Here is a 23,021-nt window from a genome sequence, read left to right as displayed (position 1 = left end):
CGTAAAAACGAAAGCTTCAATTCTGGTTTTAGGAAACCAAAATATAAATTCGTAATACAATAAGAAAATATATTTAAATAAAATGTCTAATAATAACGTCCAAATTTTTGATACTACGCTACGCGATGGCGAGCAAGTCCCTGGCTGCAAATTAAATACTGAACAGAAGTTAATCATTGCAGAACAGCTGGATAATTTAGGAGTTGATATTATTGAAGCTGGTTTTCCTGTATCGAGCCCTGGCGATTTTAAATCGGTTGAGGCTATTTCTAAAATTGTAAAAAACGCAACGGTTTGTGGTTTAACACGATCTGTTGAAAATGATATAAAAGTAGCTGCTGAGGCATTAAAATATGCTAAAACACCAAGAATTCATACTGGTATTGGAACTTCAGACTCTCATATAAAATTTAAATTTAAGTCTTCTCAAGAGGATATCATAGAACGTGCTGTTAAAGCGGTTAGCTATGCTAAATCTTTTGTTGAAGACGTAGAATTTTATGCTGAAGATGCTGGTAGAACCGATAATGAATATTTAGCACGTGTTTGCGAAGCGGTTATTAAAGCTGGCGCCACTGTTTTAAACATTCCAGATACTACTGGATATTGTTTACCACATGAATACGGTGCTAAAATTAAATACTTAAAAGAGCATGTAAAAGGTATTGATAAAGCTATTTTATCGTGCCATTGTCATAACGACTTAGGTTTAGCGACTGCTAACTCTATTGAGGGTGTTATTAACGGTGCAAGACAAATTGAATGTACTATTAATGGTATTGGAGAACGTGCTGGAAATACTGCTTTAGAGGAAGTGGTCATGATTTTAAAGCAACACCCCTATTTAAATCTAGATACTAGAATACAAACTGAGATGCTTTACGGTATTAGTCAATTGGTTTCAGACAGCATGGGTATTTACACACAACCAAACAAGGCTATTGTTGGTGCTAATGCATTTGCACACAGTTCTGGAATTCATCAAGATGGTGTTATTAAAAATCGTGAAACTTACGAAATTATAGACCCTAAAGATGTTGGTGTAACAGAATCTGCTATTGTATTAACAGCTAGAAGTGGTAGAGCCGCTTTAGCATATAGAGCAAAAAATATTGGATATGAATTAACAAAACTTCAGTTGGATGAAATTTATGTAAATTTCTTAAATTTTGCCGACAAAAAGAAAGAAGTTAATGATAGTGATATCCATCAAATAATAGAAAACAGCAAAGTATATAACGAAATTACTTCTGCTTAGAACGCGAGTTCCCGCTAAAGTTTATCTTGAGCGACAGTCGAAAGACAGGAATGAACAAAAGTAAATAATTGAAATGAAACTAAATATTGCCGTTTTACCAGGCGATGGTATAGGTCCAGAGGTCATAGAACAAGCCGTCAAGGTTTTGAAAGCTATTGCTATGGAGTTTAACCATATACTTACTTTCGAAACAGGATTAGTAGGCGCTTCGGCAATAGACAAAACAGGAGATCCATTACCAGAAGAAACCATAAGCATTTGCGAAAACGCAGATGCTATTTTATTTGGTGCCATTGGTGATACTAAATATGATATGGATCCTAATGCAGAAATACGACCAGAGCAAGGTCTTTTAGGGCTTCGTAAAGTTTTGGATTTATATACTAATATAAGACCTGTTATAGCTTATGAAGATTTATTAAACAAATCGTCATTAAAGAAAAAGCAAATTAAGGATACCAATATTCTTATATACCGCGAACTTACAAGTGGCATCTATTTTGGAGAGAAAAAACTAAGTGAAGATGGTAATACTGCATCGGATATTTGCGAGTATACACGTTTTGAAATAGAGCGTATTGCTCATTTAGCATTTAAAGCAGCGCAATCCAGAAAACACAAATTAACATTGGTAGATAAAGCCAATGTTTTGGCAAGTTCTCGTTTATGGCGAAAAGTGGTGCAAGAATTAGCTCCAAAGTATCCCGACGTAAAATTAGATTGTCTATATATAGATAATGCTGCCATGGAACTTATTATTAATCCAAGACAGTTTGATGTTATTTTAACCGAAAACATGTTTGGAGATATTTTATCTGAAGAAGCCAGTGTTATTGTAGGTTCTATAGGTTTGTTAGCTTCTGCATCTTTTGGCGACAAACATGTTATGTTCGAACCTATACATGGTGCATATACTAAAGCTGCTAATAAAGGCATAGCTAATCCTATTGCTTCTATTTTATCGGCTGCTATGTTATTGGATCATTTTGAATTACATGAAGAAGCAGATTTAATTCGAGAGGGTGTTGATAAATCGTTAAAGCTTCATATAACAACACCCGATTTAAATACAAAATACGATCATATAACCACCACTAAAGTTGGTGATTTTATAGAAGATTTTATAAATAACCCAGAAGAAACCAATTTAAATTTTACAAACATACATTTAGGACAGTCCACAATCATTTAATTATTTGAGTTAGTCACCAAAATTAAAATTATTGGGATTCATGAAAAGCACATCTGTTAGATGTGCTTTTTTAATGCTTTAAATGGTACATGTATTTCTTAAATTTCATCTTTCTTACTTCTTCTAAAATGTTTCGTCTATAATCTCTTTATTGATCATAGCACCTGCTATATTACCCATAGCGACTGCATTTGATACAGAACGCTTAAATGTTGTATTATCGCCACATGCGTATATGCCTTGAACATTGGTTCTTTGAAAAGGATCTACTGAGATATATCCTTCTTCTGTTAATTCACAACCTAATCCTTCTGGAATATCTGTATTTTGAACAAATGGTGCTCTAGCATAAATAGCTTTTATTGGTATTTTATGACTGTTTTTAAAAACCACATGCTCAACGTGTCCATCTGTATGCTCTAAACTATCAATGCCTTCTTCGATAATTTTTATATTATGTGCTTTTAATTTTGTTGTTTGCGCTTCTGTTAAAGTTGATTTCCCGTTAGTAAAAAGCGTAAGATCTTTTGTCCAATTACTAATCATTTTAGAAAATTCAAAACCATATTCTCCATTCCCTAATATACCTGTTTTTTCATGTTTTACTTCATACCCATGACAATAAGGACAATGAATAACAGAAATGCCCCAACTTTCTGAGAACCCATCTATATCTAGCAGGATATCTTTTACCCCTGTAGCAAAAATTAATTTCTTTGACATAAATATATCTCCTGATTCTGTTTTTATTTCAAAACCTCTTTGCGTCTTTACACCGCTAATTGCTAATCCATTATAAAATTTTACAGATTCATATTTTTTAACCTGTTCTTTCGCTTTTATTGAAATATCTTTTGGTGCTTCTCCATCTTGGGTTAAAAAATTATGTGAATGTGGCGTTTGGCGATTACAAGGTTTTCCACTATCTATAACCAAAACCTGTCTCAACGATCTACCTAACGCCATAGCAGCAGAAAGCCCTGAGTAACTACCTCCAACAATAATTACATCAAAATTATTATTTGCCATTTTTACTATCTTTAAGCTTTTAAATTTGTAGAGACTTATAAAAAGTTACTACAATAATTTTTTGGTAAAAATACTAAAAAATCATATTAATGCGACAAAATCGCATTAAATAATTTATGAAAAGAAGAAAAACGCAATCACAGGAAGAAATTTTGAAGGTCTTAAAAGACTCTAATTCAGCATTAAATCATGACATGTTGCAAGCTAATTTAAGTTCAAAAATGGATAGAGCAACTATTTACCGCATTTTAAACAGATTTAGTGATGATGGTATAGTGCATAAAATTATTGGTGATGATGGCAAGCAGTATTTTGCCCTTTGTTTAAATTGTGATAAAGAAAAAAAGAAACATACGCACAACCATTTTCATTTCAAGTGTCTTAAATGTGGAAAAGTGGAATGTCTTAAAAACGAAATTGATGTGTCTTTGCCTAATGGATATACTTCAGAATCTTTTAATGGATTAATATCTGGTTATTGTAGTGATTGCTCATAGTTTCCGAAACTATATTCTCATATTAAAAATTAAGTATGTAGTTAATTTATATCCTGAGTCATTTCGAACAAATGTGAGAAATCGCATAAAGTTTGTTACAGTTTGTAATAAAAAATAATGAGATGTCTCCTATCGTCGACATGACTAGTAAACTCATTTATTTCTGATGAAATGTATTGGATACAAATTCTAAAACCTCAGGAAGTGATTCTCTCCAATACGTCCATGTATGCCCTCCATTTCTAATCCTAAACTCGTGATGCACTTTCTTTTTTCGAAGTGCTATATGAACCAAACTGTTTCCTTCGTATAGGAAATCATCGTCTCCACAATCGATATACCATTTTACAGACTCAATCTCTTTTTTAGTCATAGTCTCTATGAGTGATAATGCACTATAGTTTGATAAATATTTCTGAGCCTCGACATCACTAGCTTCGAAATTATAATATCGCTTTGCCATGTTTTTTACCTCATCAACAGATTTGGGTCCAGCATAAGCACTTAACGGGCAAGCTGATGAAAATAATTCTGGATGGCGTAATGCATACATAAAGGAGCCGCCACCTCCCATAGAGAGTCCGGCAACGGCTCTATAACGCTTTTCACTTTTTATGCGATAATTCTTTTCTACATAAGGCATGAACTCTTCAAAAAAATAATCTTCGTAGTTCCAATCGCCCCGCATATCATTAAAATAGCCCATTCTGTTTGTATACGCATCTGGCATAACAATAATCATAGGCGTTGCCTTTCCTTCTTTTATTGCCTTATCTGTAATATGCAATACTTCTCCAAACTGAACCCAACCTGTCTGATCATCGCCGGCACCGTGCAATAAATATAAAACTGGATAATCTCTTTGTGACGTCTCATAATCTGGTGGTAAATAAACAGCAAAGTTTCGATCTCCTTTTAATATTTTACTTGTATGAGATAATTTATCGAATACTTTTCCTGTTTGAGTAAAACTTACCGAAGAAAACATCAAACAAAACCCAAGAGCAACTAGTAGATTTTTCATTTTTAAATCCGATTTATTTATTAAACCAATGTGAATCTTGTTTAAAAGTTCAAGATGTCACTTCGAGTGTCCCGAACTTGCTTCGGGATGTATCGAGAAGCTTTTTTTGTCGAAAATTTATTTGCCTGCCTGTCGGCAGACAGGTTTTCGATACGATTTTTTGCAAAAATCACTAACTGACATAAATTTTCTTATACAAGATTCTCGTTAAACCAGTTTCAAATCTAGTCAATATTTAATGCTTTTATATTTTATTTAAGGAATTTAACACCTTTTTATCTAAGACATAAAAATCACTTCTCTAGTCACTTGCCAGCGATTAGCTTCCCAAACAAGGTCTATACTTAAAATAATTGTGCTTTCTTCTCCTGTTAAATTAACCTTTCTGGTGACTATAACATGTCCAAAATTGTCATTTACCTCTAAGTGATTAAACTTGGCCCAAGTGTTTAATGGCGGATCACCATTTTTTCGTTTTGTATCAAATAAATTCTTAAAAGATTCTTTATCGGATATCGTCTTTTGCCCTTCGACGTTTATCATAATCACTTGTAAATTCTTATGATAAATTAACTCAAGCTTATCGGTATCAAAACTTGTTCCTGCTTCAATTAAACTTTCAATGGCTTGCTTTAAACCTATTTCAGATCGATTTTCTTGTTTCATTCTTTGTTTTTGTTACTATTACTAGATAGCGTATATACTTTACGATCGTAGATCCAAGATGTTATAATAAGGATTAAAGCTATAATAGCAGGCATATACTCGCCATCACGAACCATTACGTGCGCAACCAGAGCTAAAATAGCATCAAATAAGAACCCTGCATATGCGAGCTCTTTAAAAAATTTAGACCATTTTGTTAAAACCGTAATAACGCCTGCAATTTTTAAAAAAGCTAATGGATAAATGAGCCAAGTTGGAAACCCTAGGTTTAAATAGAAAGCTTCTGCTCTTGGATAATTAAAAATATACATCATAGCTCCTGCAAAAAACAATAAACAGAACAAACCTGTTGTAATCCAATAAATAATTTTATTTTTTTTCATAATACTAAAAATTTAGAATAGTTCGTTTATTTTAATTGTTACTGTAATAATCTATGAACTATTTTTATTCTGTACAAAAATATTGTTGAACAACGGGTTATGAATTATCCATATGAACAAAAAAATAGTCAATCTCTAACCGGCGCCAGGTAATTCTATTTTATTTTGAAACTGGTTTGGAGTCGAACCTGTATATTTTTTGAAAAACCGAATAAAGCTTAAAGGTTCTTTAAACCCCATTTTATAAGCTATTTCTAGAGATGTGTATTTATTTTTCGAGATATATCATTCAAATATTTATAAGAAATAGATAATTTGTCTGCATGCTCTTTTGCATTATAGTGTGTCGAATAATATTCAGAGATTAACTCTTTAAATTTTATAAATCCTCTAAATCTTTGGTTTTCAAATATTTTGCATTGCGATTTTGAGGTAACCGAGTTTTCAAGCGAATACAATATTAGAAAACGTATTGAAGAATCTGATTTAATTATTGGAGTTATAAACTCTGCAACCAATCATATAACCTGTCAGTCCATGTTTGCAAATGCCCTTTGTTAATAGCCAAGGAGTAACCATGACCTCCATACGGATAGATGTGCATTTCGGATTTTACCCCCTTATCTTTAAGTGCTTTGTAAAAATTTAAGCTGTTTTCAACAGGTACAGCGCCATCATCTGTAGCGTGCACCAAAAATGTTGGGGGAGTGTTTTCACTAACTTGTAATTCATTGGAATATCGAGTTATTAAAGTATCGCTTGGGTTTTTACCTAATAAAGCATTGCGAGATCCTTTATGGGCGTAATCATCTTTCATGGTAACTACAGGATATACTAAAGCCATAAAATTAGGTCGTGCAGAAATGATGTCGATGGGCTGTTCTTTAAATTTGTTTGGCGCATTATATTGTGTTCCTAAAGTGGATGCTAAATGTCCTCCTGCCGAAAAACCGATTACACCAATCTTTTCGGGGTTAATATTGTAATCTTTTGCATGAAACCTTACCCACCTCACCGCTCTTTGTGCATCTTGTAAGGGTGCTTCATGTGCTACGATTAACGACTTCGATTCTGGTAATCTATATTTTAATACAAATGCTGTAATACCTTTAGAATTAAACCATTTCGCAATATCTGACCCTTCCCAATCGTAAGCTAAAAAGCGATAGCCTCCTCCAGGACAGATAATCACTGCTTTATCAATAGCATTCCTTTTTGTAGGTAAATAAATTTCTAAAGTTGGTTTTTTTACTTGGAATACCTTGATAATATCATCTTTCTCTACGGTTTCTTGCTCGGTAGTTTCTTGACTGTTTGGAATCTCGCCATTCCATAAATTAACCATCTTATATTGAGCAAAACCGTGATACATAGTAAAAGATAAACAAAAGGTTAATACATATATTTTAAAGGTTGATTTTATAGGCATTGTTTTAAAAATTAAATCAAGTTAATCCATTATTTATTGGGGAAACTTAGCACTAATTTTATCTAAACTTAAATTATGAATGCTCCCAACATGTGTATGATGCTTAGAGGTATCTGGAACATAAGTGCCGTCTTGTACCTGTCCGCCTATTTTCTGATAAGCTTCTCTGAAACTTTGCCCTTCAACTACCAAAGTATTTATATTGTCTACTGTAAAGAGGTATTTATACAAATCGCTATTGATATCTACATCTTTTACAATGATTTGTTGGATCGAATAATTGAAAATATCCAGAATATCCTTTACTTCTTCAAAAGCGGCAATAATGTTTTCTTTTAATAACTGAAAATCTCTATGGTAGCCACTTGGTAAATTATTGGTTATTAAAATCATTTCACTTTGCAAGGCTTGTATTTTATTACACTTCCCTCGAATCAATTCGAATACATCTGGATTCTTTTTATGAGGCATGATACTACTCCCTGTGGTTAATTCATCTGGAAAGGAAATGAACCCGAAATTCTGACTCATATACAAACAAATATCCATAGCGAAACGAGACATCGTATTACATAAACTTCCTAAACTGGCTGCTATGGTACGCTCACTTTTTCCTCGGCTCATTTGAGCAGCTACAACATTGTATTTTAAGGTAGAAAAGTCCATTTCTTTGGTAGTTAATTCTCTATCGATAGGGAATGAACTTCCGTAACCTGCAGCTGAACCTAATGGGTTCTGATCTACTGTTTGTATAGCGGCATTTAGTAAATATACATCGTCTATCATTAACTCGGCATAGGCAGAAAACCATAATCCGAATGATGATGGCATGGCTACTTGTAAATGGGTATATCCTGGTAATACTTTCCCTTTATGAGTCTCAGCTAATTCAAGAAGTGTTGTAAAGAAGGTTTTTGTTTTTTCTTTTACGATACTCAAATTCTCTTTGTAATACAAGTGTAAAGCCACTAAAACCTGATCATTTCTAGAACGTGCTGTATGGATTTTTTTGCCTACTTCTCCTAAAGATTTTGTGAGTTCGAATTCTATTTTAGAGTGTACATCTTCAAACTGAGGATCAATTACAAATGTACCGTTTTCAATTTGAGTTTCTAAAACTTTTAACCCTCCTAGCAATTCAACCAATTCCTCAACGGTGATAATACCAATTTTTTGAAGCATTTTAGCATGTGCTTTGGATGCGATCACATCATACTTCGCAATATGAATATCGATTTCTCTATCGTTCCCAACTGTGAATTGTTCTATTTTTTTGTCTATTGATATGCCTTTGTCCCAGAGTTTCATCTTATATACTTTTTTTCATTTCCGCGAAGGCGGGAATCTTTTTTATCTTAACTAATATTTTCTATTATTCTTGAGACCCTTCGACTTGTTTCACAAGCTACTTTCAATAAAAATACATTTTCATTTCAGTAATGCTCAGGGTGACAATACGTTTCTATTTATTTAAGCAGCTATACTATTCAACATAGATTCAGAACATATGATAGACCGCTTCGCTTTTAGAATTAAGACTTGAATCGAACTATGATCAAGTCTATTTTCTAGATTCTATATTCTTAATTCCTTTTGTTATTACTGTAAATCAGAATCAAGATTAATATTTAACTATGATTAAATCTTTGTTCTTGATTCCTTATTCTATATTCTTTTTATAATATTTTCTTTTTCCTTAAGACCCTTCGGCTTGTTTCACAAGCTACTTTCAATAAAAATATATTTTCATTTCAGTAATGCTCAGGGTGACAATACGTTTCTATTTATTTAAGCAGCTATACCATTCAACATAAATTCATAACATATGATAGACCGCTTCGCTTTTAAAACTTAGACTTAACTATCATCAAGTCTATTTTCTAGATTCTATATTCTTAATTTCCTTTTATATTTAACTATGAGTAAATATTTATTTAACTATAATTAAATCTTTGTTCTTAATTCTTATTATAATACTTTCTCCAACAATTGCACATAAATTTGTATGCCTTCTTCAATTTCGTTTACATAAATAAATTCATCTGCTGAATGTGATCGTGTGCTATCTCCTGGTCCTAATTTTAACGATGGACATGATAGCACTGCTTGATCTGATAATGTTGGTGACCCATATGTTGTTCTACCAATAGCAAGACCTGCTTTAACCAAATCATGATCTACTGGTATACTTGATGAATTTAATCGTAAACTACGAGGTGTAATACTTGTACATGGCGACTGTTCTTGCAATATTTCTGCTATTTCTGAATTGCTATAGGCATCGTTTACACGAACATCAATCACTAAATCTAAATGTGCTGGCACGGCATTGTGTTGCTTTCCTGCATGTATTTGTGTTACTGTTAATTTTACATCTCCTAATGCTTCTGATCCTTTTTCAAACTTAAAGTCTTTAAACCATTGCAACACGTCAATGGCGTTGTAAAGTACATTATCGTCATTAGGGTGTGCTGCGTGACTTGGTGTTCCTGATACTACGGCATCAAAAACAACTAAGCCTTTTTCTGCTACTGCTAAATTCATCAGTGTTGGTTCTCCAACTATGGCTACATCTACTTTTGGAATCACAGAGAGCATACTGTTTAGTCCGTTTGGACCACTGCTCTCTTCTTCCGCGGAAGCGACGATTACCAGATTATACTTTAAATCCTTTTGGTTATAGAAATGAGTAAATGTAGCAATTAATGATACTAAACATCCGCCAGCATCATTACTGCCTAATCCATATAATTTACCATCTTCTACAATGGCTTTAAAAGGGTCTTTGGTATATGCACTGTTTGGCTTTACAGTATCGTGGTGTGAGTTTAGTAACAGTGTTGGTTTGCTTTCATCAAAATACTTATTAATGGCCCAAACATTATTTTGTGTCCTTTTATAATCGATTTCATAACGCTTAAACCAATCTTCTATATGCCATGCCGTTTGGTCTTCTTCTGATGAAAAGGACTGTGTTTCTATCAGCTTTTTTAAAAGCGATATGGCATCATTTGTTAATTCCTGCTGCGTCATGTTATAAAGTTATAGTTGTAAAATTATCATTTTCTTGGGTTAACATCGATGTATTTCCCATATTAATTGTATTTACACCATTATTTAATGCATCAAAACAGTTTTCTAATTTTGGTAGCATACCATCGGCTATGATGCCTTTTTCCAGTAACTCCTTATATGTCTTTGAGTTGATATGTTTTACTACCGAATTTTTATCATTGATATCTTCTAAAACACCGTTTAATTCGAAGCAATAGTAAATGGATGTTTTGTATAAATGACTCATTCCTACTGCTACTTGAGAGGTGATAGTGTCTGCATTTGTATTTAATAATTGCCCATTGCCATCGTGCGTAATGGCACAAAAAACAGGCGTAAAATCGGCTTGAATGAGTTTATCTATAGATTCGTGAGCGACTTGTTTAACATCGCCAACAAAACCAAAATCGATCTCTTTTACTGGTCTTTTATCTGATGCTATACTATTAATATCGGCACCTGTTAACCCAATGGCATTAGTATTTAAAGCTTGAAGTTTAGCAACAATATTTTTGTTTACCAGACCGCCATAAACCATAGTGATCACTTCTAAAGTTTCGGCATCGGTAATACGTCTGCCGTTTATCATTTTAGATTCAATTCCTAATTTAGACGCCACTAATGTAGCTCGTTTGCCACCACCATGTACTAAGATTTTCTTTCCTTCTAAATTGGAAAACAGTTTTAAAAAGGCTTTTAAGGACGTTTCGTCTTCAATGATATTGCCTCCTATTTTTACTATGGATAGTTTTTCCATGCCTATGTTTAATTTGTCATTACGAGGAGTATTTAACGACGAAGTAATCTGTGTATGATTTAAAGATTGCTTCAATCGCACCTCTTTCGCAATGACGTTAACTTTTTACTTATTAGCTTCCAACAATTTTTTAAGTACTACTTGCGCTGCATAGGTTCTGTTATTAGCTTGTTGAATCACCAATGAACTATCACTGTCTAAAACAGCATCTTCTACTACAACATTTCGCCTTACTGGTAAACAATGCATAAATTTAGCGTTTCCTAATTTTTCTTTGGTTATCATCCAATTAGGGTCTTCGCTTAAAATTTTTCCATAATCTGAATACGAACTCCAGTTTTTAGTATATACAAAATCGGCATTTGCAAAGGCTTCTTCCTGATTATAAATTACGGGCGTATCTCCTGTAATTTCAGGATTTAAATCGTAACCTTCTGGATGGGTAATTACAAACTCAACATCCATTTTTTGCATGGCTTGTACAAAACTATTCGCGACTGCATGCGGTAAGGTTTTTACATGTGGTGCCCAACTTAACACGACTTTTGGCTTTGCTACTTTAGCATGTTCTGAAATCGTTAGTGCATCTGTTAATCCTTGTAATGGGTGTCCTGTGGCACTTTCCATATTTACAATAGGTACAGACGCATATTTAACAAAGGATTTTAAAACCTGCTCGCTTTCATCTTTTGCTTTGTCTGTTAATGTTGGAAATGCTCTTACTGCAATAATATCACAATACTGCGATACAACTGCTGCTGCTTCTTTGATGTGTTCTGCAGTGTTTCCATCCATAACGGTTCCATCTCCAAATTCGATACCCCAGGCATCGCCAGACACATTCATAACAATCGGATTCATCCCTAAATTCAATGCGGCTTTTTGCGTACTTAAACGGGTACGTAAACTAGAGTTGAAAAATAATAACCCTATGGTTTTATCTTTCCCTAACGCTGTATGTTTTAAAGGGTCTTGTTTTAAAGCTTTAGCCTCGGCAATCCATGAATTGATGTCATCTATGTCGTGTATGGAAGTGTAATGTTTCATTTTTAATCTGTTTTTTAGACCTGTCAGGTTTTAAAAACCTGACAGGTCTCTTTTATCTTATTTTGGTAAACGGGACTTTATTTTCAAAAGCATTAATTATAAAATTATCTTCTAATCCGTTTACTATCCATGTTTCTACGTTTGATTGTTTTGCTACTGAAATGGCATCTATCTTAGATTGCATGCCACCTGTACCATGAGTAGATTTAGAATTTACGACTTGATTCTTTAATTGATCAAAATCTTCAACAAGTTCTATGGTTTTTGGGGTTCCATTTTCTATGGATTCTTTGGTATAAATACCGTTGGTATTGGTTGCTATTATAAACAAGTCGGCATTTAAAAGCGACGCGGTAAGTGCTCCTAATTTATCGTTATCTCCAAATTTAATTTCATCGGTAGCTACCGTATCGTTTTCGTTAATAATAGGTATGTAATTATTGTTAACGAGTACATTTATGGTATTTACGATATTGGTTTTGCTTTCCTGTTTTTCAAAATCTGAATAGGATAATAAACATTGCGATGTTAGTAATCCGTATTCTCTAAAAATCTCCTGATAAATTCTTATTAGATGTGGCTGACCAATAGACGCCAGGGCTTGTTTTACAAAAACGTCTTTTTGCTTACTTTCCAGCTTTACAAATTGTTTTGCCACAGCGATAGCTCCAGAGCTTACAATAACAAACTCACAGGTATCTTGTAATTGTGCCATTTGATTGGCCATATCCTCTATCTTACCTCTTGAAATGTTATTGGTTTCTTTGGTAAGTGTGTTAGACCCGACTTTAAGTAATATTCTTTTCTTCTTCATGGTTATCTTGTTTGTCCATTGCCATGAACATACCATTTATTAGTTACCAAATGTTGTAAGCCTATAGGCCCTCTTTGGTGTAATTTATCAGTGCTAATAGCTAACTCGCCACCTAAACCTAATTGTCCGCCATCTGTAAAACGTGAGGATGCGTTGTGATACACGGCAGCGGTATCTACATTCTCCATAAATAATTTCGCTTCAGCTTCATTGGTTGTTACAATGACTGATGAATGTCCGCCAGAATATTTATTTATCATGGCTATAGCCTCTTCATTTGAGGTAACTTCTCCAATCGCTATTTTATAATCTAAAAATTCTTCAAACCATGTATCATCGGAAGGTATTGTATTCACCTCATCAAATTCACACACGGTTTTATCTCCTAAAATTTCAACATTAAATGTTTTTAATTTAGAAATAAGGTTTTCTATAAAGTCTTTTTTATTAGGCAAGTCTTTATCTATAATCACCTTATCAATAGCATTACAAGCTGATATTTTAGCTGTTTTTCCATTCACAATTAAGTCTAATGCTATTTGCTGATCTGCTTCCGGATGTACATACACAAAGTTATTACCACGGCCGCTAATTATCACTGGGCATGTGGCATGTTGCTTTACAAACGCAATTAAGCGTTCTCCACCACGAGGCACAATTAAATCTACTTTTTGGGTTGGTTTTTCTAAAAAGGCTTGTGTTTCTGTTCTATTGAATTGTAAATACTCAACCCAATCCGTTGAGGCTTCATTTTCTTTTAAGGCTTGATGCCATAACTCAACAATTTTCAAGTTTGATTTTAATGATTCTTTACCGCCTTTAAGTAATATTTTATTACCCGATTTAAAGGCGATACCCGCTGCTTCAACAGTCACATCTGGTCTAGATTCATAAATAATCAACACCGTTCCAAACGATGCTGTTTTGTTATAAACCTGCATCCCGTTATCATGTTTAAAACTAAAACGTTCTACGCCAACAGGGTCTTCCTGAGATGCTAAATGTGTTACCGAAGCAATCATTTCGTCGACCTTGGCATCATCCACTTTCAGTCTATCATACATTGAAATATCATCACCATTATAAGCTTCTAAATCAGCTTTATTAATAGTTATAATAGCGTTTCTTTCTTGCTCTAAAAGTACTGCCATTTTAAGTAGTACGGCGTTTCTTTTTTCTATGGATAATAAGGTATTCATATTTTTAGTATTCAGTTGTTTCAGTGTTCAGTTTACAGTCCCAGTAATCAGTCTCTCTATGTGTTAGCTACTTATGTGATTTCTCCTTTTAGTCGAAATGACTCACTATGATTAATATGGCTCTGTCATGTCGATATGAGGCACGATTGAGACATCTCATATCACTAATTCTTTTTATACCGATGCTTCGGTTTCTACCAACGCTTTAGTCAAGGCTTCAAAAAATTGATCTACGTGTTCTTTTTTAATGGTTAATGGGGGCAATATTCTTAGCAATTTCTTGTTAGATGCACCACCTGTAAATATCTTATGGTTATATATTAATGCTTTGCGTAGGTCCCCAACTTCAAAATCGAATTCCAAACCTAGCATCAACCCTCTTCCTTTTACGTTTTTTATTTGCGGAATGGCTTTCGCTTTTTCAATAAAATACTCAGAAATACTATTGGTGTTTTCAATAAGGTTTTCTGCTTCAATTGTATTTAAAACGGCTAAACCTGCGGCGCATGCCAAATGATTCCCGCCAAAGGTTGTTCCTAACATCCCGTGTTTAGATTCGATATCCGGGTGAATTAAAATCCCACCTATTGGAAAACCATTTCCCATACCTTTTGCCAGAGAAATAATATCTGGTGTGACGTTGTAATGTTGAAATGCGAAGAATTTCCCTGAACGTCCATAGCCACATTGAATTTCGTCTGCTATAAACATCGTATTATTGGCTTTACAAAGCACATCTACTTGTTCGAAAAATGCTTTAGTCCCTTGATCTAAACCTCCAACACCTTGAATAAACTCAACAATTACAGCACAAACATCGCCTTTTTCTAATTCTTTTTTAACGCCTTCAACATCATTTAAAGGCAAAATAGTTACGGCTTGTTGTGCATTTATTGGTGCAATAATATTTTGGTTGTCGGTTGCTGCTACTGCTGCCGATGTTCTTCCATGAAATCCATTGCTAAACGCGACAACACGCTTTTTACCCGTTTTAAAAGACGCTAATTTCAAAGCATTTTCATTCGCTTCTGCTCCAGAGTTACATAAAAACAACTCGTAATCTTGACACCCGGATAGGGCTTCAAGTTTATCTGCCAGTTGTTTTTGTAATGGATTTTGAATGGCATTGGAATAGAACCCCAAAGTATTAACCTGATTGGTAATTGCTTCTACATAATTTGGGTGTGCATGACCAATAGATATCACAGCATGACCTCCATAAAGATCTAAATATTCGGTTCCTTCGTTATCGTAAACGAGAATGTCTTTCCCGGAAACGGGAGTCACATTATATAATGGATAAACGTCAAATAGTGGCATTTTTAACTCTTTTTAATTTGGTTAATTTTTTCAAATGATGATACAATACCTTGTATTAAAGCAGAGCTTAAACCTTGATGCTCCATAGCATTCAAACCTTCAATAGTACATCCGCTAGGTGTTGTTACACGATCAATTTCCTGCTCTGGGTGCCTACCCGATTCAATTAACAGACTAGCTGATCCAAAACATGTTTGAACTGCTAAATCATGTGCTTCATGTGCTTCAAATCCCAATTGGATAGCACCTTGAGTCGTCGCACGTACCAAGCGCATCCAAAAGGCAATCCCACTAGCACAAATAACTGTTGCTGCCTGGATCTGTTCCTCTGGAATGACCATGGTCGTTCCTAACTGATTGAATATATCTTTTGCCAATTCAATTTGTTCCTGACCTTTATCGTTCGCTGAAAGACAGGTCATGGATTTTCCAATTGAAATCGCTGTATTCGGCATCACACGAATAATATTTTTATCACTTCCAATAATACTTTCTATTCTGGAAATCTCGAAACCAGCTGCTACTGAAAGTACAACATGATCAGCCCTTATAAGTGGTGCAACACCTGACAATACATTTTCTATATGTCTTGGCTGCAATGCAAAAAGGACAATATCTGATTTTTCAACTGCTTCTGAATTGTTACTTGTAATGGTAACATAGGGTTCGTCTTTAAAAGCTATTACTGCCGATGTATTTTTATCACTTAAATACAACGACGTAAATGACTTATTTTTTATAAGCCCTTTAGCGATTGAACTTCCTAAATTTCCTGTTCCTATGATTGCTATTTTCATTTGAATACTTTTTTATCATTCTCTCGAAGGAGAGAATCTTATTCGTGTTTCTTTTAGTTTCAAGTGGATTCCTGCCTTCGCAGGAATGACAATTAAAATATTTTTTAAAAGTAGGTAGCTTTTAACTGCAACCCAGTTGTTTCTTCCAATCCAAACATTAAATTCATGTTTTGAATGGCTTGACCGGAAGCACCTTTTAACAAGTTATCGATTATACTTGTAATCAACAATTTATTATTGTGTTTGTGTAAATGTATGATACATTTATTCGTATTTACCACTTGTTTCAAATGAATGGTTGCATCTGAAACAAAAGTAAATTTGGCATCTTTATAAAAGTCTTTATATAGAGACATGGCTTCTTCAACTGTACCTTCAAAATCCGTGTAAAGGGTTGCAAAAATACCCCTTGAAAAGTTCCCTCTATTTGGCATGAACAAGATCTCTGAAGAGAACTCATTTTGTAATTGTTTTACAGATTGATTAATTTCTCCTAAATGCTGATGTGTAAACGGCTTATAATACGAAAAGTTATTATCTCTCCATGTGTAATGGGTTGTTGCCGACAATGACGTTCCGGCTCCCGTTGCTCCGGTTACGGCATTAATATGCACATCGTCATTCAATAAATTCTTTTCAGCTAATGGTAATAACCCTAATTGAATGGCAGTTGCAAAACAACCTGGATTGGCAATATAATTAGCAGATTTTATAGCTTCTTTTTGTAATTCTGGTAAGCCATACACGAAGTCTTTATTATCAAAAACCTTGTCTTTTTCTAATCTAAAATCGTTTCCTAAATCAATGATCTTTGTCTTATCTGAAAATGTATTGTTTTCTAAAAACTTTACCGAGTTACCATGACCTAAGCATAAAAACAGCACATCGACATCTGGATTAACAGTATCTGTAAATTTTAAATCTAAAGACCCCACCAAATCCTGATGGATATGACTAATTTTATTACCAGCATTGGATGTGCTGAACACAAAATTAATATTCGTTTTTGGATGCGATACTAATAATCTTACCAACTCTCCTGCTGTATAACCAGCGCCTCCTATAATGCCAACTTCTATTTTTTCCATTTTATACTAATTTTTGTTCTAAAGTCATATCGAAATGAGGTACGATTGAGATATCTCATAAAGATGATTCCTAAATTATGTGATTTCTCCTAAAGTCGAAATGACTAACTTCTTTACATTTCATATTTCTATTTTAGAACTATTTGGTTTTTATTTGTGGATTCCGCATCAAGTGCGGAATGACAAAAACTGTTTGTTATCTACGGGTTTACTTGTTGATAAAGTCATGTAGAAATGACTCATTCCTTCATATAACCTGTACTGCTTAACCTATAATGAATTCTAATTCTATGTTTTCTTGCTTGTTTTCTAGACCTGTCAGGTTTTAAAAACCTGACAGGTCTCAATAACTTACGAATTTACTTGTTGGTATATCTTATTTTGATTTCCAATTATTTTAATGAACCCTTTGGCTTCGTCTGCGGTCCATCCTTTATTGATTTCTCCATAGCTTCCGAATTTGGCATTCATTAAATCATGTTCCGACACAATACCATCTAATGAAAAATGATATGGTTTTAAGGTCACTGTTACATCGCCACTTACTTGTTCTTGACTACTTTGTAAAAAGGCTTCAATGTTTCTCATTACTGGGTCTAAATACTGTCCTTCGTGTAAATGCATCCCATAAAAACTAGATAAATATTCTTTGTGCTGCAATTGCCATTTGGTAAGGGTATGTTTTTCTAATAAATGGTGTGCTTTTACAGTAATTAATGCTGCTGCTGCTTCAAAACCTACACGTCCTTTTATTCCAACAATCGTATCACCAACATGAATGTCTCTTCCTATGGCATATGCTGAAGCGATATCATTTAATAATTCAATATTAATTTCTGGTGCGTTTTCCTGACCATTCAATGCGACAAACTCCCCATTTTTAAATGTAAGGGTTACTTTTTCTTCGCCTTCTTTCTCTAATTGAGACGGATAGGCTTCACTTGGCAATGGTTTTTCAGAAGCTAAGGTTTCAGATCCTCCAACACTGGTTCCCCAAAGTCCTTTGTTAATGGAGTATTGCGCTTTCTCCCAAGACATGTCAATACCATTAGATTTTAAATAATCTATTTCTTCTTGTCTGGTTAATTTCTGATCTCTAATAGGTGTGATGATTTCAATTTCCGGAGCCAGGGTTTGAAAAATCATATCGAATCTTACTTGATCGTTTCCTGCTCCTGTACTACCGTGTGCAATATATCCTGCATCGATACTTTTTGCATATTCTACAATCTCGATAGCTTGAATAATTCGTTCTGCGCTTACAGATAATGGGTAGGTATTGTTCTTTAAAACATTACCATAAATTAAATACTTCACTACTTTTTGATAAAATGTAGCAACGGCATCAATATTCTTATAAGTTGCAACGCCCATTTTATAAGCGTTACTTTCTATATGGCTAATTTCTTCTTTTGTAAATCCACCTGTATTGACGCTTACAGCATGCACTTCATATTCTTTAGACAAACTAACTGCACAATACGATGTATCTAATCCGCCACTATATGCTATTACTAATTTTTTCATTTTTTATCTTTTTTTAAAAACATGGTTTCTTTAATATGTTTCAATCTTTTAAAAACCTTTTCTTTTATTTTTTTTGATTCTTTTTTTTCTTTTGTCTTTCCATCATATAACATGCCTGTACACAAACACATTTTTCGATTGGTTCGTGTTAAAACATCGTAATTCTGACAGGTTTGACAGCCATCCCAAAATGTTTGATCGTCTGTTAACTCTGAAAATGTCACAGGTTTGTATCCTAAATCACTATTCAATTTCATAACGGCTAAACCTGTTGTGATACTGAATACTTTGGCATCGGGGAACTTGGTTCTGGAATGCTCAAATACTTTATGTTTTATTTTTTTGGCAAGCCCTTTACCTCTATAATTAGGGTGTACTATTAAACCTGAATTAGCGACAAACTTTCCATGCCCCCAAAGTTCTATATAACAAAACCCTGCAAATACATCGCCATCTATAGCAATAACGGCATTACCGTTTTCCATTTTTGTCGAAATATATTCAGGCGTACGTTTGGCAATACCAGTACCTCTAACCTTTGCTGATTCTGCAATGGTTTCGCAAATAATTTCTGCGTATTTAGTATGTGATTTATTGGCAATTACAATCTCCATTTATCTTGGATCTATTTTTTGATTTGAATTTTAACCTTTTTTTGATTACTGAACTGGACTCACCTAAGTTCAAAAACTGAAGCACACCCTTACGGGCGACGAGGAAAAATACGGCGCATAATTTGTGTGTTAATTAAGAAATTAACTGGATTTTGAAATGCTATAAAAAATATTTTGGACACTATGAAAAAAATTAAAATTACGTTTTGGTTTTGCTAACTAGAAGATTAGATACAGCGGCGGCGATTGCGCGCGGGCAAACCGGGAACAGAACAACGTATTTTATTTTTTAAATTTCTCATAGCGCAAATCTAAAACTTTATTTCATACGATTTGTAAAAATGAATCATTTTTTCATTAAAATTATTAATATCTCTATATTTTAATGTTTTTATTTTAGATAATTCAATGATATTTAAATTATTTAAAAACTTGCCTATTCATAAATTCCATGTGTACGAACTCCTTTTTCTAAGTTGTTATAATGTACCTGCAAACTCACTTTTTAGAAGATGGAGTTGATTTAAGGTAAATTCAAGTTTTATTAGGTCACAGCTCTTTTAAAACAATGGAGATTTACACCCATGTTGCCATGACTACTTTTAAGAAAATGAAGAACTCTCTAAATATTTAAGAATATATATAACATTATATATTCTATTATTTGGGTGAGGTCGTCTAGAAATTACTTTCTAGATGACCTCATTTCTTTATCTAAAATTTAAAGTCGTTTACCAAATTTCTTTATCTACGGATTCTTCAATTATCCATTCTCCTTCTGATTTTTTCAAAACGTAGACGGCACTGCTTCCAGCTAAATGGCTTCGACTTATACCAAGTTCAAATACTGCCTTTTGTCTATCTTCACTAAATGAAAAATTTGAAAAACGAAATAACAGATCAAAGTTCTTATAATCTTTGGATTTTTTAAGTTGAACGGTATCTGCCAGAATAATTTGATGTCCTTTTTTACTTTGAACACCATTCAAATCTTGAAGGTGAAAATCATTTTTTCCTAGAGCAAAAAGTTCATCATCATCACTTAAATAGAACTTTTCATTCTGCGATTTTGAAATCTTAGAAAATATCGGATATATTGCAACTTTGAGTTTTACCTGTAATAGGGAATCTATTGCTCTTTTGGATACAACGGCCGTTGTGTCGTTTATCGATGGCGGTACAGGTAAAGGGAATGACTTTTTATCTACCATTGTAACAATAATTTCCTTAATATCCACATCAACACTTTCAGCCCTCTTTTTACATCCTAGGCTACATAAAAAAGCTAAAATTAGGACTATATAAGTTCTCATAATTTAATTACAAATTTGACTATTTCCGTCTGCGATAGCTCGCAAATTCAGATTGTTTAAATTCTCAGATGCCGTAAGTCTTTTTGCTGTATATCCATATTTTGTTAGTCCTTCCCAACCATAAGCTAGATAATGACTTAGCGGATATTTGTTGTTATCCAACTCACGAACCGCGCTGGCAATTTTATTCACGTAATTTTCAACCATATATTGATGGTGAGCATCATTTTTCCAATTGTAGTCAACGTCCTGTGTGCTATTAGCCCAACCCTTATAAAATGCATAAAGTTTAAATAATCTTGGTCTGTCAGTTGGATCAATGCCTGATTGAAATCTGCTCACATATCTATGTATTTCAGCATGTATACCCTCATGTAACATTAAAGCTGCAATTCCTAGACCACTTTGGTTGACATCTTCTATGGTAATTGTAATTTCTCCAGTACTATCAAGGTTACTGGTATCCGTACATGCATCATTCGTAGTGGAACAGTTTCCAACTTTGAATTTTAAATGATAATCGGGGTCATCTACAAAGGCTCCAATTGATTGTTTAAACAGGTCGCCATTTTTCGTTGCCAAATTATTATATACACATAAAGGCTTACCTGTAAGTTCAATGATTATCTTATCATCAAAATCCACAACAGTAGTCGGGTTGATCATCCACGAATTAATTACTTGGATAGCAAAAGACTTGGCATAGCTAAAACCTACAAAATCAAGTGCTAAGGAGTTGAGATATGTTTCAATCAACGATTTACGAGCAGTGTTATTCAATTGATCAAGCCAGTCTCTTTGCAGGTTCGTCAGATCTAGCGATGTAGTTATACTGTAGTCTTCACTATCTGGTTCCAAAGTTGGGAGTGGTTCATTGGGTTCGGCAGGATCATTATTTGGGTTGGCTGGTGCACATTCCGTATATCCTTGCGCGTTACGTATACAGCCTATTTCGCTGTATGTTACGCCTGCCCCAATATCTATCCCACCACCATTCGGGTCTGGCTCTTCAATATCTGGATCTGAAGGGTCTTCTCGGCATCTTGTAACAGAATGAGAATATTCCCATGTCGGTCTTATTGGACATCGACAAATAAGCGGGTCTGCATGCCCAACACACGGGCAAGGAATAATATTGTAATAGTGTTGCGTAAAACAAATAGGCGGACTAGCAGTTTTTGAGCTTACCTTACCATTTGTATAACCATCTATTATTTTGGAAACGGTAACGGCTTCCGAATTGTCTCTAGAATACCTATAGATATATTTGTTTATAATTCCATTGCGTTGCCTAATGACAAGGTTATAGTAGTATTTGGGAGATTCTCCATATTTGACCATACCAAAAACATAGGTTGTGAGGTCATCATCCACATACTTTAATCCATTAATATTGGTGATTTTGTAAACGGGCTGATTCCTTTGTTTTTTGGATGCCCTAATTTGTTTTTTGGATTTAATGCTCAAATCCTTTTTTGAGGAAGCGGTTTGGCTCAATAATTCATCCAGGGAAATCTGATCATACGATTTGTTTTTGTTTTCTAAATCCGAATTGGATTGGTTTGTGTGTTCCTCTTGACAATTCCATAATACTGTGGATAAGCCAAAAAGTAAAATCCCGATTTTTACAATCGGTCTGAATTTCAGTCTTTTCATTTTTTTGTTTAAAAAAAATTATACTTAATTACTTGTCCACATAACTTTGATAATAGCCGTAAACCTACACTAACGATTAGAGAGTATTACCACTGTAAATGGGTAATTTGTGCAGTTTGTCGAAAAGCTAAAAAATCTACTGTGGGAAACCCGTAAAAGGAGAGGGTTTTCTAAAAACTGAACCACGCTGAATTGACCAAATTTTTTTAGATATGATTCGAAAACTCCCAACACCAAGAGCAAGTGGGATACATTATGGTCGCATATGGTTTTTTACGAGGACTTGACCAAAGCTTTATTGATGATAGTTCACTCATTATTGTGTTAATTATTTCCTTTAAATTCCTAAGTATCTCT

The 23,021-nt window shown here is 34.0% G+C and carries 22 protein-coding genes; 3 read left to right on the top strand and 19 right to left on the bottom strand.

Translation table 11 applies throughout. The features are described 5' to 3' along the window. The first annotated feature begins 82 nt into the window (after window positions 1-82). Entirely contained in the window at window positions 83-1,258 is a 1,176-nt protein-coding gene (locus tag Q4Q34_RS10095; protein WP_303318404.1) for a 2-isopropylmalate synthase, read from the top strand. 73 nt (window positions 1,259-1,331) lie between these two features. Continuing rightward, window positions 1,332-2,450, top strand: coding sequence for a 3-isopropylmalate dehydrogenase (gene leuB, locus Q4Q34_RS10090; protein WP_303318405.1), 1,119 nt, complete (start codon window positions 1,332-1,334; stop codon window positions 2,448-2,450). A 123-nt stretch (window positions 2,451-2,573) separates the two neighbouring features. On the opposite strand, the gene Q4Q34_RS10085 is transcribed toward leuB, so the two are convergent. Then, the gene (locus Q4Q34_RS10085) at window positions 2,574-3,479 is read right to left on the bottom strand and encodes an NAD(P)/FAD-dependent oxidoreductase (RefSeq protein WP_303318406.1); all 906 of its coding nucleotides are present in this window, start codon (window positions 3,477-3,479) and stop codon (window positions 2,574-2,576) included. A 116-nt stretch (window positions 3,480-3,595) separates the two neighbouring features. Between Q4Q34_RS10085 and Q4Q34_RS10080 the strand changes: the two genes are divergently transcribed. Further along, window positions 3,596-3,976 (top strand): Fur family transcriptional regulator, encoded by a 381-nt coding sequence (locus tag Q4Q34_RS10080; RefSeq protein ID WP_303318407.1) that lies wholly within the window; start codon window positions 3,596-3,598, stop codon window positions 3,974-3,976. Between the two features lie 157 nt (window positions 3,977-4,133). Here the strand turns inward: Q4Q34_RS10080 and Q4Q34_RS10075 are convergent, their stop codons facing one another. The 18 genes from Q4Q34_RS10075 to Q4Q34_RS09990 all read right to left on the bottom strand — a co-directional run bounded on the left by Q4Q34_RS10075 (window position 4,134) and on the right by Q4Q34_RS09990 (window position 22,664). After that, complete coding sequence (locus Q4Q34_RS10075) at window positions 4,134-5,000, bottom strand: alpha/beta hydrolase (protein ID WP_303318408.1); 867 nt, start codon at window positions 4,998-5,000, stop codon at window positions 4,134-4,136. Between the two features lie 279 nt (window positions 5,001-5,279). Beyond that, the gene (locus tag Q4Q34_RS10070) at window positions 5,280-5,666 is read right to left on the bottom strand and encodes a hypothetical protein (RefSeq protein WP_303318409.1); all 387 of its coding nucleotides are present in this window, start codon (window positions 5,664-5,666) and stop codon (window positions 5,280-5,282) included. Beyond that, window positions 5,663-6,049, bottom strand: coding sequence for a DoxX family protein (locus tag Q4Q34_RS10065; RefSeq protein ID WP_303318410.1), 387 nt, complete (start codon window positions 6,047-6,049; stop codon window positions 5,663-5,665). The genes Q4Q34_RS10070 and Q4Q34_RS10065 overlap by 4 nt, the downstream gene beginning before the upstream one ends. Before the next feature lie 135 nt (window positions 6,050-6,184). Then, a complete protein-coding gene (locus Q4Q34_RS19635) occupies window positions 6,185-6,331 on the bottom strand; it encodes a helix-turn-helix domain-containing protein (RefSeq protein WP_408611551.1) in 147 nt (48 codons plus the stop codon). A gap of 217 nt (window positions 6,332-6,548) precedes the next feature. After that, complete coding sequence (locus Q4Q34_RS10060) at window positions 6,549-7,478, bottom strand: alpha/beta hydrolase (RefSeq protein WP_303318411.1); 930 nt, start codon at window positions 7,476-7,478, stop codon at window positions 6,549-6,551. Between the two features lie 33 nt (window positions 7,479-7,511). Continuing rightward, complete coding sequence (argH, locus tag Q4Q34_RS10055; protein WP_303318412.1) at window positions 7,512-8,786, bottom strand: argininosuccinate lyase; 1,275 nt, start codon at window positions 8,784-8,786, stop codon at window positions 7,512-7,514. 660 nt (window positions 8,787-9,446) lie between these two features. After that, window positions 9,447-10,511, bottom strand: coding sequence for a M20 family metallo-hydrolase (locus tag Q4Q34_RS10050; RefSeq protein WP_303318413.1), 1,065 nt, complete (start codon window positions 10,509-10,511; stop codon window positions 9,447-9,449). A 1-nt stretch (window position 10,512) separates the two neighbouring features. Next, complete coding sequence (gene argB, locus Q4Q34_RS10045; RefSeq protein WP_303318414.1) at window positions 10,513-11,289, bottom strand: acetylglutamate kinase; 777 nt, start codon at window positions 11,287-11,289, stop codon at window positions 10,513-10,515. Between the two features lie 105 nt (window positions 11,290-11,394). Next, the gene (locus Q4Q34_RS10040; RefSeq protein ID WP_303318415.1) at window positions 11,395-12,336 is read right to left on the bottom strand and encodes an N-acetylornithine carbamoyltransferase; all 942 of its coding nucleotides are present in this window, start codon (window positions 12,334-12,336) and stop codon (window positions 11,395-11,397) included. 52 nt (window positions 12,337-12,388) lie between these two features. After that, window positions 12,389-13,150, bottom strand: a complete 762-nt coding sequence (gene proB, locus Q4Q34_RS10035) for a glutamate 5-kinase (RefSeq protein ID WP_303318416.1) — start codon at window positions 13,148-13,150, stop codon at window positions 12,389-12,391. Between the two features lie 2 nt (window positions 13,151-13,152). Then, window positions 13,153-14,349, bottom strand: coding sequence for a glutamate-5-semialdehyde dehydrogenase (locus Q4Q34_RS10030; protein WP_303318417.1), 1,197 nt, complete (start codon window positions 14,347-14,349; stop codon window positions 13,153-13,155). 174 nt (window positions 14,350-14,523) lie between these two features. Further along, window positions 14,524-15,669 carry an aspartate aminotransferase family protein gene (locus Q4Q34_RS10025; RefSeq protein ID WP_303318418.1) on the bottom strand — a complete coding sequence of 382 codons (1,146 nt, stop codon included), beginning with the start codon at window positions 15,667-15,669 and terminating at the stop codon, window positions 14,524-14,526. Window positions 15,670-15,671: 2 nt separating this feature from the next. Then, the gene (gene proC, locus Q4Q34_RS10020; RefSeq protein ID WP_303318419.1) at window positions 15,672-16,466 is read right to left on the bottom strand and encodes a pyrroline-5-carboxylate reductase; all 795 of its coding nucleotides are present in this window, start codon (window positions 16,464-16,466) and stop codon (window positions 15,672-15,674) included. A 104-nt stretch (window positions 16,467-16,570) separates the two neighbouring features. Further along, on the bottom strand, window positions 16,571-17,554 hold the full coding sequence (gene argC / locus Q4Q34_RS10015; protein WP_303318420.1) for an N-acetyl-gamma-glutamyl-phosphate reductase: 984 nt from the start codon (window positions 17,552-17,554) through the stop codon (window positions 16,571-16,573). A 351-nt stretch (window positions 17,555-17,905) separates the two neighbouring features. Beyond that, window positions 17,906-19,081, bottom strand: a complete 1,176-nt coding sequence (locus Q4Q34_RS10010; protein ID WP_303318421.1) for an argininosuccinate synthase — start codon at window positions 19,079-19,081, stop codon at window positions 17,906-17,908. After that, window positions 19,078-19,695: a GNAT family N-acetyltransferase gene (locus Q4Q34_RS10005; protein ID WP_303318422.1), complete on the bottom strand. Its 618-nt coding sequence runs from the start codon at window positions 19,693-19,695 to the stop codon at window positions 19,078-19,080. The genes Q4Q34_RS10010 and Q4Q34_RS10005 overlap by 4 nt, the downstream gene beginning before the upstream one ends. A 731-nt stretch (window positions 19,696-20,426) precedes the next feature. Beyond that, complete coding sequence (locus Q4Q34_RS09995) at window positions 20,427-21,008, bottom strand: hypothetical protein (RefSeq protein WP_303318423.1); 582 nt, start codon at window positions 21,006-21,008, stop codon at window positions 20,427-20,429. A 3-nt stretch (window positions 21,009-21,011) separates the two neighbouring features. Then, entirely contained in the window at window positions 21,012-22,664 is a 1,653-nt protein-coding gene (locus tag Q4Q34_RS09990; protein WP_303318424.1) for a hypothetical protein, read from the bottom strand. Window positions 22,665-23,021 lie beyond the last annotated feature (357 nt).

This window comes from Flavivirga abyssicola (assembly GCF_030540775.2).
Classification (GTDB): domain Bacteria; phylum Bacteroidota; class Bacteroidia; order Flavobacteriales; family Flavobacteriaceae; genus Flavivirga; species Flavivirga abyssicola.
Note: the sequence above shows the minus strand (reverse complement) of the source record. Positions and strands in the feature narration are given on the sequence as shown.